At 43.5% G+C, this 21,558-nt stretch carries 17 protein-coding genes and 1 pseudogene; 4 read left to right on the top strand and 14 right to left on the bottom strand.

The window, feature by feature from the left end; translation table 11 throughout:
* Positions 1–33: 33 nt before the first annotated feature.
* The 6 genes from dnaK to FO447_RS10220 form a co-directional block, all read right to left on the bottom strand.
* Positions 34–1,938: a molecular chaperone DnaK gene (dnaK, locus tag FO447_RS10245; protein ID WP_117727509.1), complete on the bottom strand. Its 1,905-nt coding sequence runs from the start codon at positions 1,936–1,938 to the stop codon at positions 34–36.
* A gap of 331 nt (positions 1,939–2,269) precedes the next feature.
* On the bottom strand, positions 2,270–3,301 hold the full coding sequence (gene recA, locus FO447_RS10240) for a recombinase RecA (RefSeq protein ID WP_117693342.1): 1,032 nt from the start codon (positions 3,299–3,301) through the stop codon (positions 2,270–2,272).
* Between the two features lie 20 nt (positions 3,302–3,321).
* Entirely contained in the window at positions 3,322–4,563 is a 1,242-nt protein-coding gene (locus tag FO447_RS10235) for a saccharopine dehydrogenase family protein (RefSeq protein WP_118190277.1), read from the bottom strand.
* A 30-nt stretch (positions 4,564–4,593) separates the two neighbouring features.
* Positions 4,594–5,202, bottom strand: coding sequence for a DUF6621 family protein (locus FO447_RS10230; RefSeq protein ID WP_117727511.1), 609 nt, complete (start codon positions 5,200–5,202; stop codon positions 4,594–4,596).
* Between the two features lie 269 nt (positions 5,203–5,471).
* A complete protein-coding gene (crcB, locus tag FO447_RS10225; protein WP_117693339.1) occupies positions 5,472–5,852 on the bottom strand; it encodes a fluoride efflux transporter CrcB in 381 nt (126 codons plus the stop codon).
* A gap of 57 nt (positions 5,853–5,909) precedes the next feature.
* Entirely contained in the window at positions 5,910–7,499 is a 1,590-nt protein-coding gene (locus FO447_RS10220; protein WP_117693432.1) for an ATP-binding protein, read from the bottom strand.
* 212 nt (positions 7,500–7,711) lie between these two features.
* On the opposite strand from FO447_RS10220, the gene FO447_RS10215 reads away from it, so the two are divergent.
* Both FO447_RS10215 and FO447_RS10210 read left to right on the top strand, forming a co-directional pair.
* The gene (locus FO447_RS10215; protein ID WP_200756218.1) at positions 7,712–8,335 is read left to right on the top strand and encodes a vWA domain-containing protein; all 624 of its coding nucleotides are present in this window, start codon (positions 7,712–7,714) and stop codon (positions 8,333–8,335) included.
* Positions 8,336–8,565: 230 nt separating this feature from the next.
* Positions 8,566–8,793 (top strand): hypothetical protein, encoded by a 228-nt coding sequence (locus tag FO447_RS10210; protein WP_200756217.1) that lies wholly within the window; start codon positions 8,566–8,568, stop codon positions 8,791–8,793.
* Between the two features lie 115 nt (positions 8,794–8,908).
* On the opposite strand, the gene FO447_RS16100 is transcribed toward FO447_RS10210, so the two are convergent.
* The 8 genes and pseudogenes from FO447_RS16100 to FO447_RS10170 all read right to left on the bottom strand — a co-directional run bounded on the left by FO447_RS16100 (position 8,909) and on the right by FO447_RS10170 (position 16,495).
* Positions 8,909–9,736: an agmatine deiminase family protein gene (locus tag FO447_RS16100; protein ID WP_234698980.1), complete on the bottom strand. Its 828-nt coding sequence runs from the start codon at positions 9,734–9,736 to the stop codon at positions 8,909–8,911.
* Complete coding sequence (locus FO447_RS16095; protein ID WP_220431625.1) at positions 9,733–10,383, bottom strand: hypothetical protein; 651 nt, start codon at positions 10,381–10,383, stop codon at positions 9,733–9,735. The genes FO447_RS16100 and FO447_RS16095 overlap by 4 nt, the downstream gene beginning before the upstream one ends.
* Positions 10,384–10,602: 219 nt before the next feature.
* Positions 10,603–11,418, bottom strand: coding sequence for a hypothetical protein (locus tag FO447_RS10200; protein ID WP_200756216.1), 816 nt, complete (start codon positions 11,416–11,418; stop codon positions 10,603–10,605).
* A 1,314-nt stretch (positions 11,419–12,732) separates the two neighbouring features.
* Positions 12,733–13,545, bottom strand: a complete 813-nt coding sequence (locus FO447_RS10195) for an ADP-ribosylglycohydrolase family protein (protein WP_200756215.1) — start codon at positions 13,543–13,545, stop codon at positions 12,733–12,735.
* A gap of 22 nt (positions 13,546–13,567) precedes the next feature.
* On the bottom strand, positions 13,568–13,957 hold the full coding sequence (locus tag FO447_RS10190) for an A1S_2505 family phage non-structural protein (RefSeq protein ID WP_200756214.1): 390 nt from the start codon (positions 13,955–13,957) through the stop codon (positions 13,568–13,570).
* A gap of 372 nt (positions 13,958–14,329) precedes the next feature.
* Positions 14,330–14,536, bottom strand: a pseudogene (locus FO447_RS16090) (IS982 family transposase); the annotation flags it as partial.
* Positions 14,537–14,905: 369 nt separating this feature from the next.
* Positions 14,906–15,595 (bottom strand): hypothetical protein, encoded by a 690-nt coding sequence (locus FO447_RS10175; protein ID WP_147347274.1) that lies wholly within the window; start codon positions 15,593–15,595, stop codon positions 14,906–14,908.
* Positions 15,596–15,799: 204 nt separating this feature from the next.
* Complete coding sequence (locus FO447_RS10170; protein WP_234698978.1) at positions 15,800–16,495, bottom strand: FadR/GntR family transcriptional regulator; 696 nt, start codon at positions 16,493–16,495, stop codon at positions 15,800–15,802.
* A 393-nt stretch (positions 16,496–16,888) separates the two neighbouring features.
* Between FO447_RS10170 and FO447_RS10165 the strand changes: the two genes are divergently transcribed.
* Entirely contained in the window at positions 16,889–20,014 is a 3,126-nt protein-coding gene (locus FO447_RS10165; RefSeq protein ID WP_200756213.1) for a SusC/RagA family TonB-linked outer membrane protein, read from the top strand.
* 15 nt (positions 20,015–20,029) lie between these two features.
* Positions 20,030–21,538: a RagB/SusD family nutrient uptake outer membrane protein gene (locus FO447_RS10160; RefSeq protein ID WP_117727517.1), complete on the top strand. Its 1,509-nt coding sequence runs from the start codon at positions 20,030–20,032 to the stop codon at positions 21,536–21,538.
* The last annotated feature ends 20 nt before the right edge of the window (positions 21,539–21,558 follow it).

Here is a 21,558-nt window from a genome sequence, read left to right as displayed (position 1 = left end):
CATTGTACGCCTTTATTATAATATTAGTCTGTATTACTTAACTTCTTCGAAGTCTGCGTCTTGTACATCCTGAGCGCCGTCATTGCCGCCCTGTGCCTGCTGACCGCCCTGAGCACCCTGAGGACCTGCCTGCTGGCCGCCCTGGTACATCTGCTGAGAAGCAGCCTGCATTACGGTGTTCAAGTTGTTGATAGCTGAATCGATAGCTGCAACATCACCAGCCTTGTGAGCATCCTTCAACTGCTGCAAAGCCTGCTCGATACCTGGCTTCTTGTCAGCTGGAATCTTATCACCGTTATCCTTCAGGAAGTTCTCGGTGGTGAAGATCATGCTGTCTGCCTGGTTCATCTTGTCAATCTTCTCGCGCTCAGCCTTATCAGCAGCAGCGTTCTGCTCTGCCTCAGCCTTCATGCGGTTGATCTCGTCCTCGCTCAAGCCAGATGATGCCTCGATGCGGATGCTCTGCTCCTTACCGGTAGCCTTATCCTTGGCTGATACGTTCAAGATACCGTTGGCATCGATATCGAAGGTAACCTCAATCTGAGGAACACCACGACGAGCTGGAGCGATACCTGTCAGGTTGAACTGGCCGATGCTCTTGTTCTGAGCTGCCATTGGGCGCTCACCCTGCAATACGTGGATGGTAACCTCTGTCTGGTTATCAGCTGCTGTAGAGAATACCTCGCTCTTCTTGCAAGGGATAGTTGTATTGGCATCGATGAGCTTAGTCATCACACCACCCATAGTCTCGATACCGAGAGTCAATGGAGTAACGTCGAGCAATACGATGTCACCAACACCCTCTTCCTTGTTCAGGATGGCACCCTGGATAGCTGCACCTACAGCAACAACCTCATCTGGGTTAACACCCTTAGAAGGCTCCTTGCCGAAGTAGTTCTTAACGAGTGTCTGAACGGCTGGGATACGGCTTGAACCACCAACCAGGATAACCTCGTCGATATCTGATGTAGAGAGCTTAGCGTCACGAACGGCATTCTGGCAAGGTACCAAGCAAGCCTGAATCAGGTTGTGAGCCAACTGCTCGAACTGTGCACGGGTCAAAGTCTTAACCAAGTGCTTTGGCATACCGTCAACGGCTGTGATGTATGGCAAGTTGATTTCGGTAGATGTAGAGCTTGACAACTCAATCTTAGCCTTCTCAGCAGCCTCCTTCAAACGCTGCATAGCCATAGGGTCCTTGCGGAGATCTACGCCTTCCTCTGCCTTGAAGCCATCAGCCAACCAGTTGATGATTACCTGGTCGAAGTCATCACCACCCAGGTGAGTATCACCATTGGTAGAAAGTACCTCGAATACGCCGCCACCGAACTCCAGGATAGAGATATCGAATGTACCACCACCCAAGTCGAATACGGCAATCTTCATATCCTTGTTAGCCTTGTCAACACCGTAAGCCAAAGCTGCGGCTGTAGGCTCATTTACGATACGCTGAACGTTCAAACCTGCAATCTGACCTGCCTCCTTAGTTGCCTGACGCTGAGAGTCAGAGAAGTAAGCAGGAACTGTGATTACTGCATCTGTAACCTCCTGACCGAGATAATCCTCTGCAGTCTTCTTCATCTTCTGGAGAACCATTGCAGAAATCTCCTGTGGAGTATACTTACGACCCTCGATTTCAACACGTGGATAACCACCCTCGTTTACTACTGTGTAAGGCATTGCCTCAGCCTCTTTCTGGCTCTGAGCGTATGTCTCACCCATGAAACGCTTGATAGAATATACTGTGTTCTTAGGGTTTGTGATGGCCTGACGCTTAGCAGGATCACCTACCTTGCGGTCACCATCCTTAACGAAACCTACTACTGATGGAGTAGTACGCTTACCTTCACTGTTAGCGATTACAACTGGTTCGCTACCTTCGAAAACGGCAACACAACTGTTTGTGGTACCCAAGTCAATTCCAATTACTTTTCCCATAATTATATCTTTTTTTTATTTTTATCGTTATTAATATGTTATTTATCTCATGAACTGCTGGCTAATGGAAGTCTGCCGAAGATATGCATCTGTCGGGAACCTTTCTATTCAGCGTTCACGCTTTCCGTCATAACAAAGCATGTGCCAAGGGATTGTAAAATTTAAAGTGGCTGACAAGGTGTCAGATAATGCTGACAAAATAAAAGGAATCAAGATATAGGAGGCGATAAAATGTCGCATTCTCCATATCTTGATTCCTTTAGTATATTGTGAAATCTTTCTTTTCAAATAAAGTTCCTATATATAATAAGGTGTGAAACCTTATCTGGCTTTATTTCTGTTCTTTAGCAGCAAGTGCTTCGCGAACCTTAGCCTCCAGTTCGTCAAGAAGTTCAGGGTTATCCTTAAGCAATGCCTTGCAGGCATCGGCACCCTGTCCGAGTTTAGAACCGCCATAGCTATACCAGCTGCCGCTCTTTTCGATGATATTGTTGGCTACAGCCAGACCGAATACCTCACCGGCACGGCTGATGCCTTCGCCAAACATGATGTCGAACTCAGCCTTGCGGAAAGGAGGAGCCACCTTGTTCTTTACTACCTTTACGCGAACCAGATTACCTACTACCTCATCGCCATCCTTGATGGCTGTAGCTTTGCGGATATCCAAACGCACTGATGCATAGAACTTCAATGCATTACCACCGGTAGTTGTCTCTGGGTTACCGAACATTACACCAATCTTCTCGCGCAACTGGTTGATGAAGATGCAGGTAGTGTTGGTCTTGCTGATGGTAGAAGTGAGCTTGCGGAGAGCCTGACTCATCAATCGGGCCTGAAGACCTACCACATTGTCACCCATATCGCCTTCGATTTCCTTCTTAGGAGTCAAGGCGGCTACAGAGTCAACAACTACGATGTCTACAGCAGCAGAACTGATCAGCTGGTCTGCAATCTGCAACGCCTGCTCACCATTATCTGGTTGTGAAATCCACAAGTTATCAACATCAACGCCCAATTTAGCCGCATAGAAACGGTCGAAAGCGTGCTCTGCATCAATGAAAGCAGCGATACCGCCAGCCTTCTGCGCCTCTGCGATGGCATGGATAGCCAATGTTGTTTTACCGGAAGATTCCGGACCGTAAATCTCGATGATACGTCCCTTAGGATAACCGCCTACGCCCAGTGCATTGTCGAGAGCGATACTGCCTGTAGGGATAACTTCGATGTTCTCAACGTGCTCATCTCCGAGTTTCATGATAGAGCCCTTACCGAAGTCCTTTTCTATCTTAGCCATGGCTGCCTGAAGAGCTTTCAGTTTGCCTTCATTGGGATTCAATTTTCCCTCTTGCATTTCTTTTGCCATATTCTTATTTTATTTAAAGTTTAGTCGATTTCCAAATCGCCATCAAACACCTCGTGCCATGGCAATCCCTGCTTGTTCAACTGCTCCATGAATGGATCTGGGTCGAACTCCTCTACGTTCCAAACGCCTGGCTTCTTCCAGATACCCTTGAGGAACATCATGGCACCAATCATGGCTGGCACACCGGTGGTGTAGCTTACGCCCTGCATACCGGTTTCGTTGTAAGCCTCCTGGTGCTTGCAGTTGTTATAAACGTAGTAGGTGCGTTCCTTGCCATCCTTCTTACCACGGATGCGGCAACCGATAGATGTTTCGCCGTCATAGTTCTCGCCGAGATCCTGTGGGTTAGGCAATACGGCCTTGAGGAACTGCAGAGGAACAATCTTCACCTTGGCTGTCTTGCCAGAACCATCTGCCAATGGAGCCTCGTATTCGATTTCGTCGATGCGGCTCATGCCGAGGTTCTGGATGCAGTCGAGGTAGGTGAGATACTGTTGGCCGAAAGTCATCCAGAAGCGTGCCTCCTTGATGGTAGGGTAGTTCTTTACCAGGCTCTCCAACTCTTCGTGGTGCATCAGATAGCTCTCGCGAGGGCCGATGTTAGGGTAGGTGAGAGGCTTGTGGATAGACAATGGGTCGGTTTCAATCCATTCGCCATTCTTATACCAGAGTCCCTTCTGGGTAATCTCGCGGATATTGATTTCTGGGTTGAAGTTGGTTGCGAAAGCCTTGTGATGGTTACCGGCGTTGCAATCCACGATGTCGAGCACCTCAATCTCATCGAAGTGATGCTTGGCTGCATAAGCGGTGAAGATGCCAGATACACCTGGGTCGAAGCCGCAGCCGAGGATAGCGCAGAGACCTGCCTGCTCAAACTTATCCTTGTAAGCCCACTGCCATGAGTACTCGAAGTGAGCCTCGTCTTTAGGCTCATAGTTAGCGGTATCCATGTAGTTGCAGCCGCAAGCCAGACAGGCATCCATGATAGTGAGGTCCTGGTAAGGCAAAGCGAGGTTGATGACAAGCTCTGGCTTATAGCTATTGAAGAGAGCCTTCAACTGCTCAACGTCGTCGGCATCCACCTCAGCTGTCTGAATATCCATCTTGTAGCCCTTGGCATGGATGTCCTTAACCAGCTTATCGCACTTTTCCTTGCGACGGCTAGCAATCATAAACTCGGTGAAAACGTCCTGGTTCTGGACGATCTTGAAGGCAGCCACGGTAGCCACGCCACCTGCGCCTATCATAAGTACTCTACTCATTTTTTATCTTTAATGTTAAGTGTTTAATGTTTACTTTATCTCGTTTGCCGAAATCCCCAGGGCATTCATGAGTGAATAACCGAGAATCTCCTGTCTGAAGTTGCCGCCTGGCATGGGCTGCATGGCAAAGAGGGTGATGCGCTTGTCATCGTCATCTACCTTGCGGAGTATCTCGCGGAGTCGGTCGTAAGCATCTCCATCCTCAGAATTTGGGATTACCATCACTCGTTTCACCTCCTTGGCGTTGCATACGGTGCGTGCCACATCTACGAGGAAGTCATCCTTGCCTACCATCTTCTCCTCTGTAGGATAAGAAGAGATGATGAACTCTCCGAGCTTATCATCCTTGAAAGCCTGAGCGTTCAGATCCTTCTCATAGTTGGCAGGGCGGAAGTTCTTCATCGCCATCGACTGCTTGTCGTGGATAAGCACAACCTGTGTCTCGTGCTCGCCCTCTCTCAGACCTCCGTCAAGGGCAATGCAGACTGCCCATTGTGCCATATCAGCTGGTTGGATGCGACGGTTAATCATTCGTTCGAAGTTGACTGTCAGGTCGAAAGCCACTCGGTCGATATAGTCGGCATCAGCGATAATTACATTCTCGCTCCATTTTATATTGTTTGTATCTAATGTATTCATTGGTGCAAAAATTAAGCAAACGAGCATGATGAAAGCTTGCTTTCAAATTGTCGAATGCAGATTATTTCTGCAAATTTACGAATAAATTTCGTAATTAAGGCATTTTGGAAATATAAAATAATAAAAAAGATAGTATTTTCATCGTTTCTTCATTTGATGGAATACTATCTTCAGTATTTTATGTGATAATCCGGGCTCTTCTTCTTTCCATTCTCCGGTCTTCTTTCTCGGCAATCCGGGCTCTTCTTCTTTCTGTTCTCCGAAGTCTTTTATGCGATAATCTTCGCCAGATAGTGTCCGGCGAGAACGGCGATAAGTCCCAGCGCCAGACTTCCGAAGAGATAGAGCATCATATAGAGGTAATTCTCTTCTTTCATCAGTCCTGCTCCCTCGTTCATAAAGGTAGAGAAGGTAGTGAATCCTCCGCAGAACCCCGTGGTGAGTAGCAGTTTGGCAGATGGCGACATCCATCCCCCTTCCCGCCAGTTCAATCCCGAGAGGAACCCGATGATGAGGCATCCCGCCACATTCACTGCCATCGTTCCGAACGGAAAGGCAATCACCGTGCAGGATTGCACCAACTTTGAAATCCAATATCTCATGCCGCCTCCGAAGAAGCTGCCAATGCTTACTATTAATACTTCTTTCATCTCCTTATATAATATATGAACTGACCTAATTTGTTAAATGCGATTGGGGAGAGAGAGTCAGTTCTCGCCCCAATCATCTATTGTTCCTGTTTTTGATGAGAAACTGCATCCTATCTTGAATATCTTTCTCTTATCTGATAAATATTCCCGTGCATATCCCATATTTTCTATTTGCAGGAGTGCTTCTCTTGCGCATCCATCCCTCTTAAACTCAAATATATATATGTATAGAGGAGTTTCTATGATGCAGTCTACTCTTCCTTCGCTCTGTTCTTTTTCAATGAAGATGGTATAGGAGCTGATCATCCTCAATACCAGATAGAACGTATATTGGAAATAACGCTCCTTCTCACGTTCATCATCTTTTCTTCGCTGTGAATAAGGGATACTGGCGAAGAAAGAAACCATCAGTTGATGCAACTTTTCGCACTCTCCCTTTCCCAATGCTTCGATTACCTGTAGAACCCAGGAGTCAGGTGAAACCTTTGGCTTCAGATAATCTGCTGCCAGCAAACTGATGAATCCCCTTCTCACTTCATCGTTCGGAAAATCCAACAGATAGGAATTGGTATTCCTTGACCAACCCTTGATGGTCAGATATCCGCTTTGATATATCATTGGCAAAGGGCGTTCTATGGTTGCCTTATAGTCGTCGAAATCCTTGGTAGGATAATATTTTCCCACCAGTTCGTTGATGTTTTCATCGCTATGAGCTAGCAGGCGAACCAGATAGCTGGGTGAACCCGTTTGGAACCAATAGTCGTCGATGAGCATTTCCTTGAAGGCACGCAAGATGCTGAAAGGATTATATACGCCTCGCATCCTGCGACTGAAATGGTAGCCGTCAAACTGGCGTTTCAGTTTTATCAGTATTTCTTCCTTTGTAACATCATATTCCTCAGCCATTTCTGCGATTTGCTGTGAAAAGGTAGAGCGCAACTCGTCTTCAGTGATGCCGAGAAGCGTATCGAAGTGGGCAGAAAGGCTGATGTCTTCGGGTTGGTTGAAACCGCTGAATACGCTTACTTGCGAAAATTTGGTAACTCCTGTAAGCAGAACGAATTGCAGGTCTTTATCGGCAGCCTTGAATACACTGTAGAAACCTTTCAGAATTTCCCGATGCCTATCTTCCAATAGCCGCTCGTTGCCATCTGCATCGGTTGTTTTCAGTGTAGAATCCAATACGTCTAGCAGAGGCTTGTCGTATTCATCAATAAGGACAACGGCGCGAAGTCCTGTTTTTTCGTGGGCATTTCTCAGAACGCCAATGAATCTGTCGCCGAGGGTGGAAGCAAAGGGAGCTTTGCCGTAGATGGCTTCCTGCGATTCTACGAAATCAATCAGCGTATTCTCCAACTGACCTGCTTGTGTAAAGTCCTTGCCGTTGAAATCAAGGTGAAATACCGCATATTGTTTCCAGTCGGTTTCCAGGTTATCAATGGCTAAGCCCTTGAACAGTTCTTTTCTTCCTTGGAAATAGCATTCCAGAGTAGATACGAGAAGTGACTTCCCAAATCGTCTGGGACGACTCAGAAAGTAAATCTTGCCATTTTCTACCATATCATAAATCATCTGAGTCTTATCTATATAAAGATATCCTTCTGTGATGATTTTCTCAAAGCTCTGTATGCCTATCGGATATTTCATATTGTTCATACGCTTATTCCTTATTTTCTGCAAAATTACAAAAAATAACGATACAAGCAAGTTTTTTATGTACCTTTTCTTAATTTTTCCCTCTTTTTTTCTTTTAAGGGATAAAGAAGCAATCAAGAAGCAGGAAAGTTCCCTCTTCTTGATGAATCAGAATATGAAATAGAAATATGTTGAACAATTAAAATAAATAGGAGAAACAAGTTATGAAACGAGTATTCAATCTTTTGGTAGTAGATGAGAGTGGCAGCATGAGTATTATCGAGCGCCAGGCACTGGTGGGCATCAACGAGACCCTGACCACGATTCAGAAAATGCAGAAGGCACATAAGAACATGGAGCAGCGGGTTACGCTCATCACCTTCGACAGCACCCACAAGAATCTGTTCTATGATAATGTGTCTGCCCGCCATGCCAATCCATTGAAATCAAGGGATTACAACCCATGTGGCGGCACCCCTCTTTATGATGCCATCGGTATGGGTATCGCCAAGATCAACGCCCTGACCACCGAGGATGACAGCGTATTGGTAACCATCATTACGGATGGTGAGGAGAATTGTAGCGAGGAGTATGATCTGAAGATGATCAAGAACCTCATTGAGAAGTTGAAGAAGCAGAACTGGACCTTTACTTTCATCGGCACCGACGATCTTGATGTGGAGAACATTGCTCATGGTATGGGCATTGACAATCATCTGCAGTTCTCTGAAGATGAGGCTGGTACCAAGGCGATGTTTGCCAGAGAAAACAGAGCCCGAGAGCGCTACAACAAGTGCCGTGCGATGGATTGCGCGATGGAAGCGGGCAGTTATTTTGAGGAGAAATAAAGAACGTACCATCTCATAAATGTCCTGGTTTTATAAATGATGGCAATAGCAGATTATTACTAGGCAATACATTTGTTAAATGTGTATAGTTACGAATTAATATTGTTTATATGTATAAAGATGTTTATATTGGTCTTGCACATGACAAGGCATTTGATTTTGACAAAAAAGGCAATTGAAATGGCTATATGCCTACGTTGCTTTATGGAAAGAACGTCCCGTATGAATATTTGGAGGGAGGCAATGTAATCTACTGGGACTTGGTGGACAATCCGTTGTGTAAGCAACTTGATTGGGGCAGTTGGGGATTGAAACGAACAGCCAAAGATATGGTTCTTTTCCTTGAACAGTATAAGGATAATAAATATGCCAAATACCTGATCGGGAATATAAAGGTGGATTTCATAGATAATGGATTAGAAGATGTTGAACTGGTGCTTGAAGCAGTGGAAACATAGCTTTTTTGTTATCTGGCGATAGATAATGAAGAATAGAAATTTTGGACGCACCAGTAAATCCAGTTTAGAATAACATCTATGTTTGACACAGGATTATGCTGGTGCTCCATAATAATTATTTTTTAATATTCCAAGTTATACAATTCAAGGCTCCGCCTTGTTTAATGATATCTTCACTATCCAACTGGTAGATATTACATGATGGATAGTATGTTTTTATTTGCTCCATAGCTTGCTCATCCTCTTCTGTGTTGATAGCTGGCAGAACGATGTTGTTGCCAACTTGCAGGAAGTTGATGTATGCCCAATTTCGCTTATCTGCTCGCTGAACATGATAATGTAGCTTCTCTATCCGAAAACGGGTGGCAAGCCGTCGCTCGAATTCTTCTGCTAGTTTCTGGTCGTAATCAGCATAGTTGGTCATTAGAAGATGTGACTCGTCTATTGGTTTCACTATTCCATCAGCATGCCCATACTTCTCATATTTATCCCATGGAAGCATGATGACCTCACAATGAAATAGATTCTCCAACTCATTTAATACTTCAGCTTGCGGATATTGATCGTTTTCATGAAAAACTTTCTCTGTCATGATAATGCAATCATGGGCTTTAACCACATTCCCGCCATCTATTACCAAATCGGTGGCTTGGATATTGGGTAGCTTCAAAGCTTTGCACACGCTCTTTGAATCCGTAATATATTGCTTGTCTGATTCTTTCTTTGTGAGATAATCGGGATAATACCGATATTGCAGGAAATCCTCTTCGGCTAGTTGAATCGGCATGTAGTCACGACACCAGATATCGGCTGTGTTTGATAACAGAGCCATATTGATGTGGACATTCTTCAGTAACTCTGAAAAACGGCTGAAGAATGCAGGATGAACTTTTTGAAGCCATTCTGAAACGAATACCTGATTCGTATCTTTATCTACTATCATATCTGTATCTTTTTAAATTGCCATGGCCGTGGGTCTTGGATATGCTTCTTGTCTTTTGTCAGGGTGAACCCTTTGTCGAGAAGTTCCTGATGCTCTTTTGCTTGCATCTTCTGGCCGTTTTCATCATATTTCGCCACGTTCTTGCGTACATCAGCTTCTACCTCTGACTTTTCTTCTCCATCAACCCATTTGATGGAGAAGCCATCGAAGATGGAGGCTTGCGAATAAAGCATATCATATAATAAGGTGGAACGACTGTCGGGTGGATTTCCATCTACCGAAAACTCACGTATCAGCAGGGATGCCCTGATGGCATCTTCGGGATGGGTGCCCTTCTCGAACGTGATGTCGATTCCTGAAACATGGTTGTGCAGGATGCCCAACTTGAAGATGCTCTTGGGAGAACCATTCTTGGGGTTGCGATGATATACGATGGGGTCTTTGATGCCACCCTTGACCTCTTCGTGATAATAGAACTCCACACACGTGGGTTGTACTGTTACCTGTTGGCTTCCAGTACTTACCAGGAAGTGACCGGCTAAAGCTATCTGGGCGATTTCCTTGAATTCCGAAGGAATGAATGGGATGCCCTGATTCCCGAATTGGTGGTCTTCGATCAGAATTTTTCTCCGTGAATTCTCACTCAATGAAAATGATTCTAAAGTTTCTTTCAAGTTCTGTATAATTTTTGCTTTTTTCAAAACCTATATTCCTCTCTTTCTTCAGAAAATTACTCTACTAAAGTTTCCTACCCTTGTTTATAGGGCATTTTTGAGTCCTTAATGTTCCATCAATCCCTATAAACAGGGCATTTTAACGGTTACCTAAAAAGTGGCTCTCTTTATCATGTCAACGGCAATCTTCAGTTATTTTATAATTTCTACTTCATTTATTAATTTACGAGTTCCTCCTGTCCTCAGTTCAGGAATATTGATACGTATATCGCAATCTATTACACAAATATGTCCATTAGGAGAAAGAAGAACATTCTCATCATGCATGTCGCTAAGATAAATATCCTTATTTGCAAAGGTCCAATTTTTAGGATTGATAGACTTAAACCCCATTTGTTCCACGAAAGTTGCAATCTCTGAATCTGCCATCATATTGCCGTGAATAAAAGGTTGTTCTACTATCACCATAAAATCTTTGTTGGTATTTCTGCCAAATCCCAATACATTCATTTCCGTTTCTTCAAAATAAGCATTGTGTAAAGAGATTCTATCTAAGGCAAAAATAGGCAGAATGAAATAATCTAATCCAATGGTTTTTAGAACTTTATTACCATTGTCAAACACAATGGCTTCTCCCCCTTGAGCAATTCTCTCGCCCAAAGTTTGTTTATAAGTTTCATCTGTGTTGCTTATCCAAAATCCAGCAGCTTTCGCCCAATCTTCTATTCTCTTCTCTTGGATCTTTCCGAGTTGCTGCGCTCTTTTGAAACTGCCTTCTGGCGCAGAGAGTTGATCTGTGCCAACTTCTGCTCCCGCGAGTAAGGATGCAATAACATGGATTCTACCTCCTTCACAGCACCCATACTGTTCTGACGGTGAAAATCGTTTATATAAGATCTTTCCAGTACTGAATTGTTCTGCATAATCATCTAATTTTGCTAGACCTTCAGATGTAAATCCTTCATTGATTATGTCACTGATGGACATCCAAAAATCATGGTTTGTCATAAATTATATTGTTTGATAAATTCTATTGGTGGCAAAGTTATAGTTTTTCTTCGATAACACCAAATTATTTGGGCTTTATTTCGCATTTTCCGGCAAATTGTTTTAATACATCTTTCATTTCCCGTTGTCCTTGAAATTACATGGCGATGTAGGAATCTCTGCGTCGGGACGTAGGAAAGATTACGTCGCTATGTAGTAAAGTCTACATCGGGACGTAATTTTTGGGGTATCTATAAGGTATCATATCAGATTCTTTTTAGATTTAGCGTCGAGTTTATACGCACACGAGAAAAGTTTTTTATGAAAAAAGTCTCAAAGTATCATCTTTTGGGTTAAGTAATTGTATAAATAACTGATATATAATAATATACAAGAATGATACTATTCGGATTACTTTACAAAAAGTATCATCGAAGTATCATGAATGTGATAGAAGTATCATGAAATTGCCATAGAAGTATCACCAAATCATCATAAAACTATCACAAAATCGTCATAAAGCATCATGCATAATATCGAAGCCGCCGACTTGCGAGAAGTGCCCAAAATCGTCCGATACTTTGGGTACTCGATGCCTGCTGTACGGGCAATGAGTGCCCGTTACTTGTTCTCTCAATGCCCGACACTTGGTCCCTGAGTGCCCACTTGATGGTCTCTTACAGACCGCTTAATGGTCTCTTACAGACCACTTTATGTGCTTTTATTCCTAATTCTGGCTGTCAATCTTTTCTCTTATTCCTAGTTTGTATTGACATTCTTTACATTCTGAAAAAGTAGACGCTATTAATTTTATAAAACTGGAATAGTAGATATTTCTTTTTAGCCTTTTAATTTACCTCAAAGCCGAAATTTATGATACTTCTTGCAATTTTATGATACTTCGATGATACTTTTCTGTAAAATATTTCGAAAGTCTCATTTTTGTATGTCGCAATGTATCAGATGTTTAGAATGTTATTTTCTTTAAATAATGATACTTTGATACTTTTCTCTCAAAAAAAACTTTTATGTGCAGGAAATAAATGTGGAGAAAATGCAGAAGCTGAGTGCTATTGTGACCACGATTTCTGATAAGCAGTATCAAAGCGATTAACTGCCTGGAGAAGGTTGTAGATAGGGTTGATTTAGCAGAATGAGTTGGTTCTACTGGATGACGGAGTCGGCTCGATGGGATAAAGGAGTCAACTCTATAGGTTGATGCAAGCATCTTCGTGAGTTGAAAGATATTACTCCTCGGGTTCCAGAAGATACCTTCTCAGCAGTTGCCACTAGGCTCAGCAGGTCTGCCGAGCCTAGTCAGCAGCTTTGCTGAGCCTAGTTGCAACACTTTATTCTTACCGATATTTCTCTCATATCATCCGGAAGATAAGAGATTGCCTTCTCTTTCATATCTTGCGGAATACTGAATCGGGCTTCTGCGATGGAGCCGACGATGGCTCCGATGGTATCGCTATCGCCGCCATGAGATATGGCGAGGCGGATAGCATCTTCGAAGGATGAGGCTTGCGAGAGGAGATAGAAAGATAATGGCACGGCATCCATGCAGGTTTCATCGAATTTGCCTTTCGGATAATCTCGGGTATCGAAATCCTCGTAATAGCTGCGGGCGATATCCTTGAAGGCTTTCATTGCCTTATCATCAGATTCTTTAGAATTCTTATCTTTACACTCCTTAGATTCTTCTGAGAATCTGCTCTTGCGGAAATGCCAGATGGCATGAGCCACGGCTTTGGCTCCCTTGATTCCTTCGGGATGGTTATGAGTAGGAAGAGCCGTTTTCTCTGCCTCTTCCAACACCTGCGACAGGTCATCGAATAGCCAAGCCACTGGCGATACTCGCATTGCCGAACCATTGCCAAAACTATTGTATGGCTGCGGATTAAGAGAACGAATCCACCCCGCGAATCTACCGCCATACGCTCCTTTTGGAGAAGGATAGCGGCGGCACCAATCCAGCAGGCTTTCCTGATAGCTTCGTCCGTTCAATATCGCATCAGCTATCGCTACCGTACAGATGGTATCATCGGTGAAGTCGCATCCTTCGCCGAACATCTCGAAATCATAATCAAACGTATTGTTGAACTCATATTTTGAGCCAGCAATATCTCCTATTATTGCTCCTAACATAAACTGCTAATTATCTATAACTTTACTCTATCACCTCCCAGAAACTCTCCGGCAAACTGATGTTCTTCATCTCCTTTGCCTTCTTGAACAATGGGGCGATGTCTTCGGCTTCGAAACCGGCGATGCCGCAACCTATTGGGGTCACCAGGAAATGTAGCTCGGGATGCTGATGGGCAAAGATAATGAATTCCTCTACGTATGGACGGATGGTTTCTACGCCGCTCTGCATCGTAGGGATGGCGTAACTCTGGCCTTGCAAGCCTACACCCTTGCCCATGACGGCACCGAAATGCAGGCGGGCAATGCGGGCTGCTCCACCACCATGCATGCCAGCCAGATTGCTGCCAAACACAAAAATCTCGTTCTCCTTTAATGAATCAATCCAGCTAGGAGTGATTCTTCCCTTCTTCATATCTTCCATATTACTATTATTTAATGTGTTATTTTCTTCAGCCGCTTCCTCATAGCATATTCTCGAAGCCATCATGCTCGGCATCCTTGAAGCCCTGCAGAATCTCATCGTCCGATAAACTTTCTAAATTCTTTTCTTTCTTCATATCGATATATCTTTTTGATATCCGCAATTCGATTGCAAATATATACTTTTTTGATGCGAAAGTACGTATTTTTTACAAGTGAATGAGAATGAGATAAGTTTTTATCTCATAAAAAGAAAAGGTTACGAATTAGAAATAAACAGAATGTAGCATCTTGCTGTGATTTGCATAACCACCCAAAGAACTCTTTCGGTTGCAAAGGTACGATATTTAATCGGGGATAAAGAATGTTTTAAGTTTTTTTTATCCTCGATTTTTTGGATAAAATACAACAGGATTGTCATGATTTCACTGTCTGACAATGAGACAGAACGCCTTCTACGCTTGATGTCACTGCTGTCTTCCAGCAAATTTCCTGCGTTTTCTGCTTCAAAATATTTGCAAAACTCGTCTATAATACAAAATAATTCTGTAACTTTGTAATCGGTAGTCATATCAAATATTTTTATAACTGTTTGATTTTTACCTATAAAGATACAAAATATTTGTGAGACTACAAACTTTTTATTGAACTTTTCTTATCCCGAACTGGGGGTAAATTTTAGTAAGGATAGTATCGAGTCGGCTTATTGCTTCTTTCATCAGAAGCTGCGTGTGTATGAATTTTCTCATAGTCATACGCAGCGTGATAATATAGAATATGCCATTAGCCAATATATAGAGAGAATGAATCCTTTGCTCTATTAATGGTTGGTTAATGGCACTCCGCATTATCTGCTCGACCATACTACTTTCGAGCAAGATATGCGCCATGCCATCGAGTTGCTCGATGGCATGATGTAGAATAAATGTATGTTAGTTAATTATTTATTGGTGTATTTCTTTCCATTGGCAATGATGATGCCTTTGTGTGAGGGTTTCACTTGCTTGCCGTCGAGCGTGTAAAACTTATCGTTGCCTGATGGCTTGCTGATAGTTGTCTGCGCAATGCCCGTGGCGTCGGCGCTGAGGCTGATAGAATAGACGTTCATGGCGTTGGTGCAGCCAATGACGATGTCGCCGTCGTTCATCACTTTAGCTTCGCTGGTTTGTTCTTCTAATGTGGGCTCCATACCGCTTGTCACCTCGAGGTTTTCTACTGCTGTAAAGGTACGAGGTTCTTCTTTGCTTCCGCTCACTCCCACGATAGTGATCTTCTGTCCCTTCTTGAGGTTGCAAATCTTGATTTTAGCTTTATTATTGTTCAGCTTAAAATAGTTTTTGTTCTTGCTGCTGATAGAGAAAAGCAATTTGCCTTTATCTCCAATAAACATAAGCCCTTTGGTTGCTGGAATCTCTTCGCCATTGGCTTTCAAGGTGCTCCATTCAGTAAAGGCGATATTGTTGCTCCACTGTATAGGGACATCAGTTTGATACTTATCAACATTCCAGTTAATGTTATCTGCCTCGATGAGAGGGATAGATTCGCTCAGGTCTAAAAAGTCCCATGTTTGTTGTGCTTGCGCACTGAGCGAGAGCAAGCATACGGTCATTAATGATAATAAATGTTTCATAATCGTTTATATTTTTTTGGTAATTAAAAACGGTGCAAAGATAAATAAAAAACTGGTAAACCAATTAATATTTAATAAGATTTAAGTGTATTGCGGTTTAATTATATTTAATTAGTATACCAATATAGCCAATTGTGTTTTTATTATAATAGGTTATGAAGCCAAAACAGCACCCCGATTGTCAGGGTGCTGTCAGGTGTTTGTTCAGTCTCTTCTTTGTGACTTAGCAAAGTTTATCTGATTAGCTAAGTGGCTTAGTACCAACTCTCTCATGCCTTCTGTGTCGCGTGCTTTCATCTTAGCAATATAGTCTCTGTGTTCTGTGATTACCTGTCGCTCAGGCACGGAGCAGAATCTATATTTATGATAGAACTTCATGATGTCTGGTGTGATGATAAGCAGTAGAGAAGCCAATACGGGGTTATGGCTACTGCAAGCTATGGCGTGATGGAATGCAAAATCCTTCTCGATCCTTTTCTTAGAATCTTGGCAGTCCTCCAACTCTCTGAGTGCCTTTTCCACTTTGTCGATGTCTTCGCTTGTGCAGTTGGTGGCTGCAAGGGTGCAGGCATCTATTTCTAATAGTACGCGCACGTGTACAAGACTATAAAAATCGTACTTGTCAACCTTCAGTGTTTCGTTGAATAGATTGTCAATTTGACTTTTAGAAAATTCGGTTACGATGGTTCCGCTCTGTGGTCTTGTTTCTACAACACCATAAGTTTCAAGCTTTTGTAGTGCTGCTCTGATGTGCGGTCTTCCTACTTTCAGGAGCTCTGATAGCTTTCTTTCAGAAGGCAAGCGGTCGCCAGGGTTGACTTGTTTCTCTGCAATCTGAGTTTTGATGTAGTCTACTACTCTGTCGACTGGTGAGTGGTTGGTTTCTTGTTTCATAGACATATTCTTCTTTATTTGTATTTTTTCGCAAAGGTACATAATTATTCTGTATATTTCATGAAACCGGAATTGAATTAACGATAATTCACATAAAGGCAAGAAAAAAATAACGAAACGTTAAACTAATATAATTGGTATACCAAAAAGTTTTATTTATCATATTTAAGTATTATCTTTGCAGACGATAAGCAGCATCTCAGCATAACATTCAAGCGAGCTTGATGATTCTGCATTCGATTTGCATTATCTTTGCAGAAGATAAGCAGCATCTCAGCATAACATTCAAGCGAGCTTGATGATTCTGCATTCGATTTGCATTATCTTTGCGCATAGAAACTAAAATATCTATAATTCTTAAAAAGAAAGCCTATGAGACTTTTAAAAACAAACTTATTGATGACAATGATAGCACTATGTCTTAGTGTTACTGTCAATGCTCAGATAGTGATACATGGTACCGTCACTGATACAGAAGGACCTTTAGTGGGTGCTACTGTTGCTGTGAAAGGTGATGCAGGTAACACTGCTGGCACTATTACCGATATGGATGGTAAATATTCCATAGAGGTGAAAAGCAAGAAGACTGTTCTTGTTTTTTCTTATATTGGTTACACTGACCAAATGGTAACGGTTGGTGACAGAAAGAAAATCGATGTAAGATTAGAGGTGAACGACACACAGCTGGACGAAACAGTGGTGATCGGTTATGGCGTACAGCAGAAATCTCACCTTACGGGTTCTATTTCCAAACTGGATGGTGGCTCGTTGACCAAAGCTCCTGTTAGCGATGTCACTCAGGCGTTACAGGGTATGATGACAGGTCTTACCGTGAGCAATGAGACTTCCGAGGTGGGTGTTACACCTTCTATTCGTGTGCGCGGTACAGGTTCTATCTCAGCCGAGAGTTCTCCATTAGTGATTATTGATGGATTCCCTGTAAAGGGTGGTTTGTCGCAGGTAAATGCTTCCGACATTAAGTCTGTAGAGATTCTGAAAGATGCTGCTTCTGCAGCCATCTATGGTTCACGTGCAGCCAATGGTGTTATTCTTATCACCACGAAGCAAGGTACTCCCGAACAACCTAAGTATAAGTTCAATTTCTATCAGGGTTTCAAGTATGCTTACCAGTTGCACGACATGATGACCTCTACCGATTGGTTTAACTTGATGCAGCAAGAAGAAGCGTTAGGTGGACGCCCTGTTATGTCTCAGGCACGTAGTGCGGCTTATCTGGAGTCGTTGTATGGTGCTACTGACTGGCAGAAGGAGGGTCTTAACGATGTGGCTTCAATGACCAATGTGCAGTTTAGCGTATCTGGTGGCAAGAAGGACACTAAGTATTTTGTGTCGGCTGCTTATATGAAGGATCAGGGTATCATGCGTTCCAATACACTCGACAAGGTGAACTTCCGCGCCAAGTTAGACACACGCTTATCTAAGAGTGTGGGCTTCGGTGTCAATTTCTCTGGTACTTACAAGCGTGCAGAGCGTCCTCGCAACAACTTTATCGACTTCTATCGCACACCATCATTCCTGCCTGTTTATCACAACGACATCACAACAGCACTTACTGGCTATAGTGGTTTTGCTCGTGGTAGCCACTTCAATAATATAGAAACCCCAACAGGCGAGGTAGACGAAGAAGGCAATCCTTTGACAGAGCGAACCTCACCTTTCTCTTCTTCCAACAACAATCCATGCAGCGTGATGGCCAACACCATGCGTTGGAGTGAAGATTTCCAGGGATTGGGCAACTTGTATCTGACGGTAGAACTGGCTAAGGGATTGACCTTTAAGACTTCTAATGGTTTTAATGTGCGCTTCTCACCTTCTTATACTTATGATAATAAGAATGCAACCAAGGATGGTGAAGCCAGCCGTGCTACTTATTTCAGCAACTTATACATCGACTTGTTGACAGAGAATACCCTTTCTTATCACCTCAACTTGGGAAGTAAGAAGCAGCATAGCATTGATGCCCTCTTGGGCTATACAGCAGAGCGTACACGTGTACAGCGCGTGGCAGAGACAGCCTCAGGTTTTGCTACCGACAACATCAAGACCCTGAATGCAGCTACTATCTTCGAGTTGGCTACATCGGACAATGGCGATAAGGCTGGTACTGGAACCTTCCGTTATCCAGACGTCGTTTTAGAATCTTATTTAGGTCGTATCAACTATAGTTATTTGAGTCGCTATTTGATGTCAGCATCTTTGCGCCTTGACCGTTCATCGCTCTTCGCTAAGGGCAATCGCAACGCTTGGTTCCCTTCTATATCTTTGGGTTGGCGTGTCAGCGAAGAAGCCTTCATGAAGTCTATTGAAGCTATTTCTAATCTGAAGTTGCGTGCCTCTTATGGTATGACAGGTAACAATCAGATTTCTTATCAGGCAGCCTTAGAGGTGCTCAACTCTGCCAATTACGCTTTGGGCGCAGGCAATGGAAGTTTGGTGAATGGTATGGCTAATACATCTTCTACTTTGGCAAACTCTAACATTACTTGGGAGAAGACCAATGAGTTTAACTTTGGTTTCGACTTAGGTCTTTTCAGAAATCGCATCAACTTGTCGCTCGATGCTTACTATTCTGAGACCAAGGCATTGCTCTTTGCACAGCCTACGCAGTCGTTTACAGGTTATTCCAACTATTGGAACAACATCGGAAGGGTGAGCAATAAGGGTGTGGAGATTCAGATTGATACACACAATATTCGCAATAGAAACTTCAGTTGGGAAACCAACTTTAACTTCTCGCTTTCACGCAATAAGTTGTTGGAAATCGGAGGAGAGAGCCAAATCATCAGCCAGGGTGAGCGCAATGAGTGCTACATCGCTAAGGTGGGTTCACCACTTATCCAGTATTATGGATATAAGACCCAGGGTGTATGGAATTCTCAGGAGGAAATAGACGCTAACCCACACTTTGCTGACGATGTTCCAGGTGGACTCCGCATCGTAGACACTGACAACAGTGGAACACTCGATGCTAACGACCGTGTGCCTCTCGGAAATCCTTATCCAGACTTCACATGGGGTCTTACCAACAACTTGCGCTACAAGAATTTCGACTTCTCTATCCTGATTCAGGGCGTGCAGGGTATTACAGTTTTCAATGGCGACGTGTACTATAACGAAACTTTACGTTACAACAAGGGCTACGCTAAGAACCGCTGGATTAGTGCAGAGCACCCAGGTGACGGCAAGACTCCTTATGAGAAGAATGGTCATAACCTCTTGCTTACCGACTATCCTTTGCAGAACGCTTCGTATGCCTGCTTGCGCAACCTTACCATTGGTTACACCATGCCAAAGGACATTGTCAAGAAAATGCATCTCAACGACTTGAGATTCTATCTCTCGGGAAACAACCTGCTGTATATATGGAGTGGCGACTATCGTGGTATCAACCCAGAGTCAAGATTCACGACAGGACCTTACACCAACACCCTGATAGATGGTTATCAGCGTGGAGGTTTCCCTCTCACATCAACCATATCTGTAGGATTTGACGTAAACTTCTAAAAAACAACTAACAAGATGAAAACAAGAATATTTGCAATATTAGGTATCGTGGGAGCCATCAGCTTCTCCTCATGTAACCTTGACCAATATCCTTATTCAGAGGTTGCATCTGACGAGTATGTGACTGATGACAACTCTGTCAACGATCTCGTGATGGGATGCTATAATGGTCTTCATGACGTGATGTATTACGAATGGGCGATGACAGAACTGCGTTCTGATAATGCCAGAATGTACAATAACAACTCTTCCTCCAACACGACCAAGCTGATAGAGCAGCTCGATCAAAGCGTCATCAACACAGAGCACGAGTGGGTGGAGAGTTATTGGAAAGCATGCTATGCGCTCATCACAAGAACCAACAATGTACTTGCCAGTGTGCAGGTGGTGAAGACCGAAGCCAATAAGAAGATGTATGAAGGTGAGGCACGATTCCTGCGTGCGCTGGAGTACTTCAATCTCGTGCGACTTTGGGGACCTGTATTTATCGTAACCAGCAAGACTCCGTCTGACGTGGCTCGCAATATGCAGCGCTCTTCTGTGTCTGATGTCTATGCGCTCATCGAGGGCGACTTGGAGACAATCGTCGACCAACAGCTGCTGCCAGCCAAGCAGCCTGACGCCCTTCTCGGTAGAGCCGATATGAATGCAGCCAAGGCGCTCTTAGCTAAGGTTTATGCCACCCATTATGCAGTGGGCGATGAGAAGTATCAGCAGGCACTCAACTTGTGTAAGGATGTGTTGGGAAGCGAGACGGTGGGCAATCCACAGACTGCTGCCGACTTAGTACCTTATGCCTCTGTCTTTGACATCAATAACGAGATGAATAAGGAGATTATCTTTGCCGTGAGATACCTCTCTGGCAATATAGGTCTGGGTTCACCTTTCGGCAATCTCTTTGCACCTATCAACAATGGTGCTAACGTCATCGTAGGAACAGCCAACTGGTTTAACTCTCCAAGCGACAATCTCATCAATGCCTATATTATGGAAGGTGACGAGACAAGACGCAACGTCAATATCGCTCAGAAATATTACAATGCAACGACAGGTCAATGGGTTGAGGCTACTTACTGCTGCAAGTACACCAATCCTGTGACAACAAATTTTGATGGTGAGAGCGATTGGCCTATTATCCGTGTGGGCGACATCGCACTGCTCTATGCTGAATTGCTCAATGAGACAGCAGGACCATCTACCGAGGCATTGAAATATGTCAATATGATAAGAGAGCGTGCTGGTATTGCTCCTTATGCTTTAGAGCAAGTAGGCAACAAGTATGACTTCCGTATGGCAGTGCGCAATGAGCGCCGTCTGGAGTTGGCTTTCGAGAATCAGCGCTGGTTCGACCTGAAACGTTGGGATGTTGTCACTGAGACCATCAACGAATATCTGAGTAGCGAGTCGTTCTATGCTGGATATACCTATCGTGTAAACCCCATCAGCAACTGGCAGACCTATCTTCCTATCCCTGTTTCTGTGACTAATATCAATCCTGATGTAGCTCAGAATGCTGGTTATTAATATTAACGAATAAAAAGAGA

The sequence above is a fragment of the Segatella copri genome (assembly GCF_015074785.1).
Classification (GTDB): Bacteria; Bacteroidota; Bacteroidia; order Bacteroidales; family Bacteroidaceae; genus Prevotella.
Note: the sequence above shows the minus strand (reverse complement) of the source record. Positions and strands in the feature narration are given on the sequence as shown.

Bases quoted from the DNA above. Each gene is read 5' to 3' on its own strand.
- FO447_RS10215 (WP_200756218.1), top strand. From the start codon at position 7,712: ATGAAACGAGTATTCAATCTTTTGGTAGTAGATGAGAGTGGCAGCATG.
- FO447_RS10220 (WP_117693432.1), bottom strand. From the start codon at position 7,499: ATGAAATATCCGATAGGCATACAGAGCTTTGAGAAAATCATCACAGAA.
- FO447_RS10200 (WP_200756216.1), bottom strand. From the start codon at position 11,418: ATGACAAACCATGATTTTTGGATGTCCATCAGTGACATAATCAATGAA.
- FO447_RS10175 (WP_147347274.1), bottom strand. From the start codon at position 15,595: ATGAAACATTTATTATCATTAATGACCGTATGCTTGCTCTCGCTCAGT.
- dnaK (WP_117727509.1), bottom strand. From the start codon at position 1,938: ATGGGAAAAGTAATTGGAATTGACTTGGGTACCACAAACAGTTGTGTT.
- recA (WP_117693342.1), bottom strand. From the start codon at position 3,301: ATGGCAAAAGAAATGCAAGAGGGAAAATTGAATCCCAATGAAGGCAAA.
- FO447_RS10230 (WP_117727511.1), bottom strand. From the start codon at position 5,202: ATGAATACATTAGATACAAACAATATAAAATGGAGCGAGAATGTAATT.
- FO447_RS10165 (WP_200756213.1), top strand. From the start codon at position 16,889: ATGACAATGATAGCACTATGTCTTAGTGTTACTGTCAATGCTCAGATA.
- FO447_RS10160 (WP_117727517.1), top strand. From the start codon at position 20,030: ATGAAAACAAGAATATTTGCAATATTAGGTATCGTGGGAGCCATCAGC.
- FO447_RS10195 (WP_200756215.1), bottom strand. From the start codon at position 13,545: ATGTTAGGAGCAATAATAGGAGATATTGCTGGCTCAAAATATGAGTTC.
- FO447_RS10170 (WP_234698978.1), bottom strand. From the start codon at position 16,495: ATGTCTATGAAACAAGAAACCAACCACTCACCAGTCGACAGAGTAGTA.
- FO447_RS10190 (WP_200756214.1), bottom strand. From the start codon at position 13,957: ATGAAGAAGGGAAGAATCACTCCTAGCTGGATTGATTCATTAAAGGAG.
- crcB (WP_117693339.1), bottom strand. From the start codon at position 5,852: ATGAAAGAAGTATTAATAGTAAGCATTGGCAGCTTCTTCGGAGGCGGC.
- FO447_RS10235 (WP_118190277.1), bottom strand. From the start codon at position 4,563: ATGAGTAGAGTACTTATGATAGGCGCAGGTGGCGTGGCTACCGTGGCT.
- FO447_RS16100 (WP_234698980.1), bottom strand. From the start codon at position 9,736: ATGATAGTAGATAAAGATACGAATCAGGTATTCGTTTCAGAATGGCTT.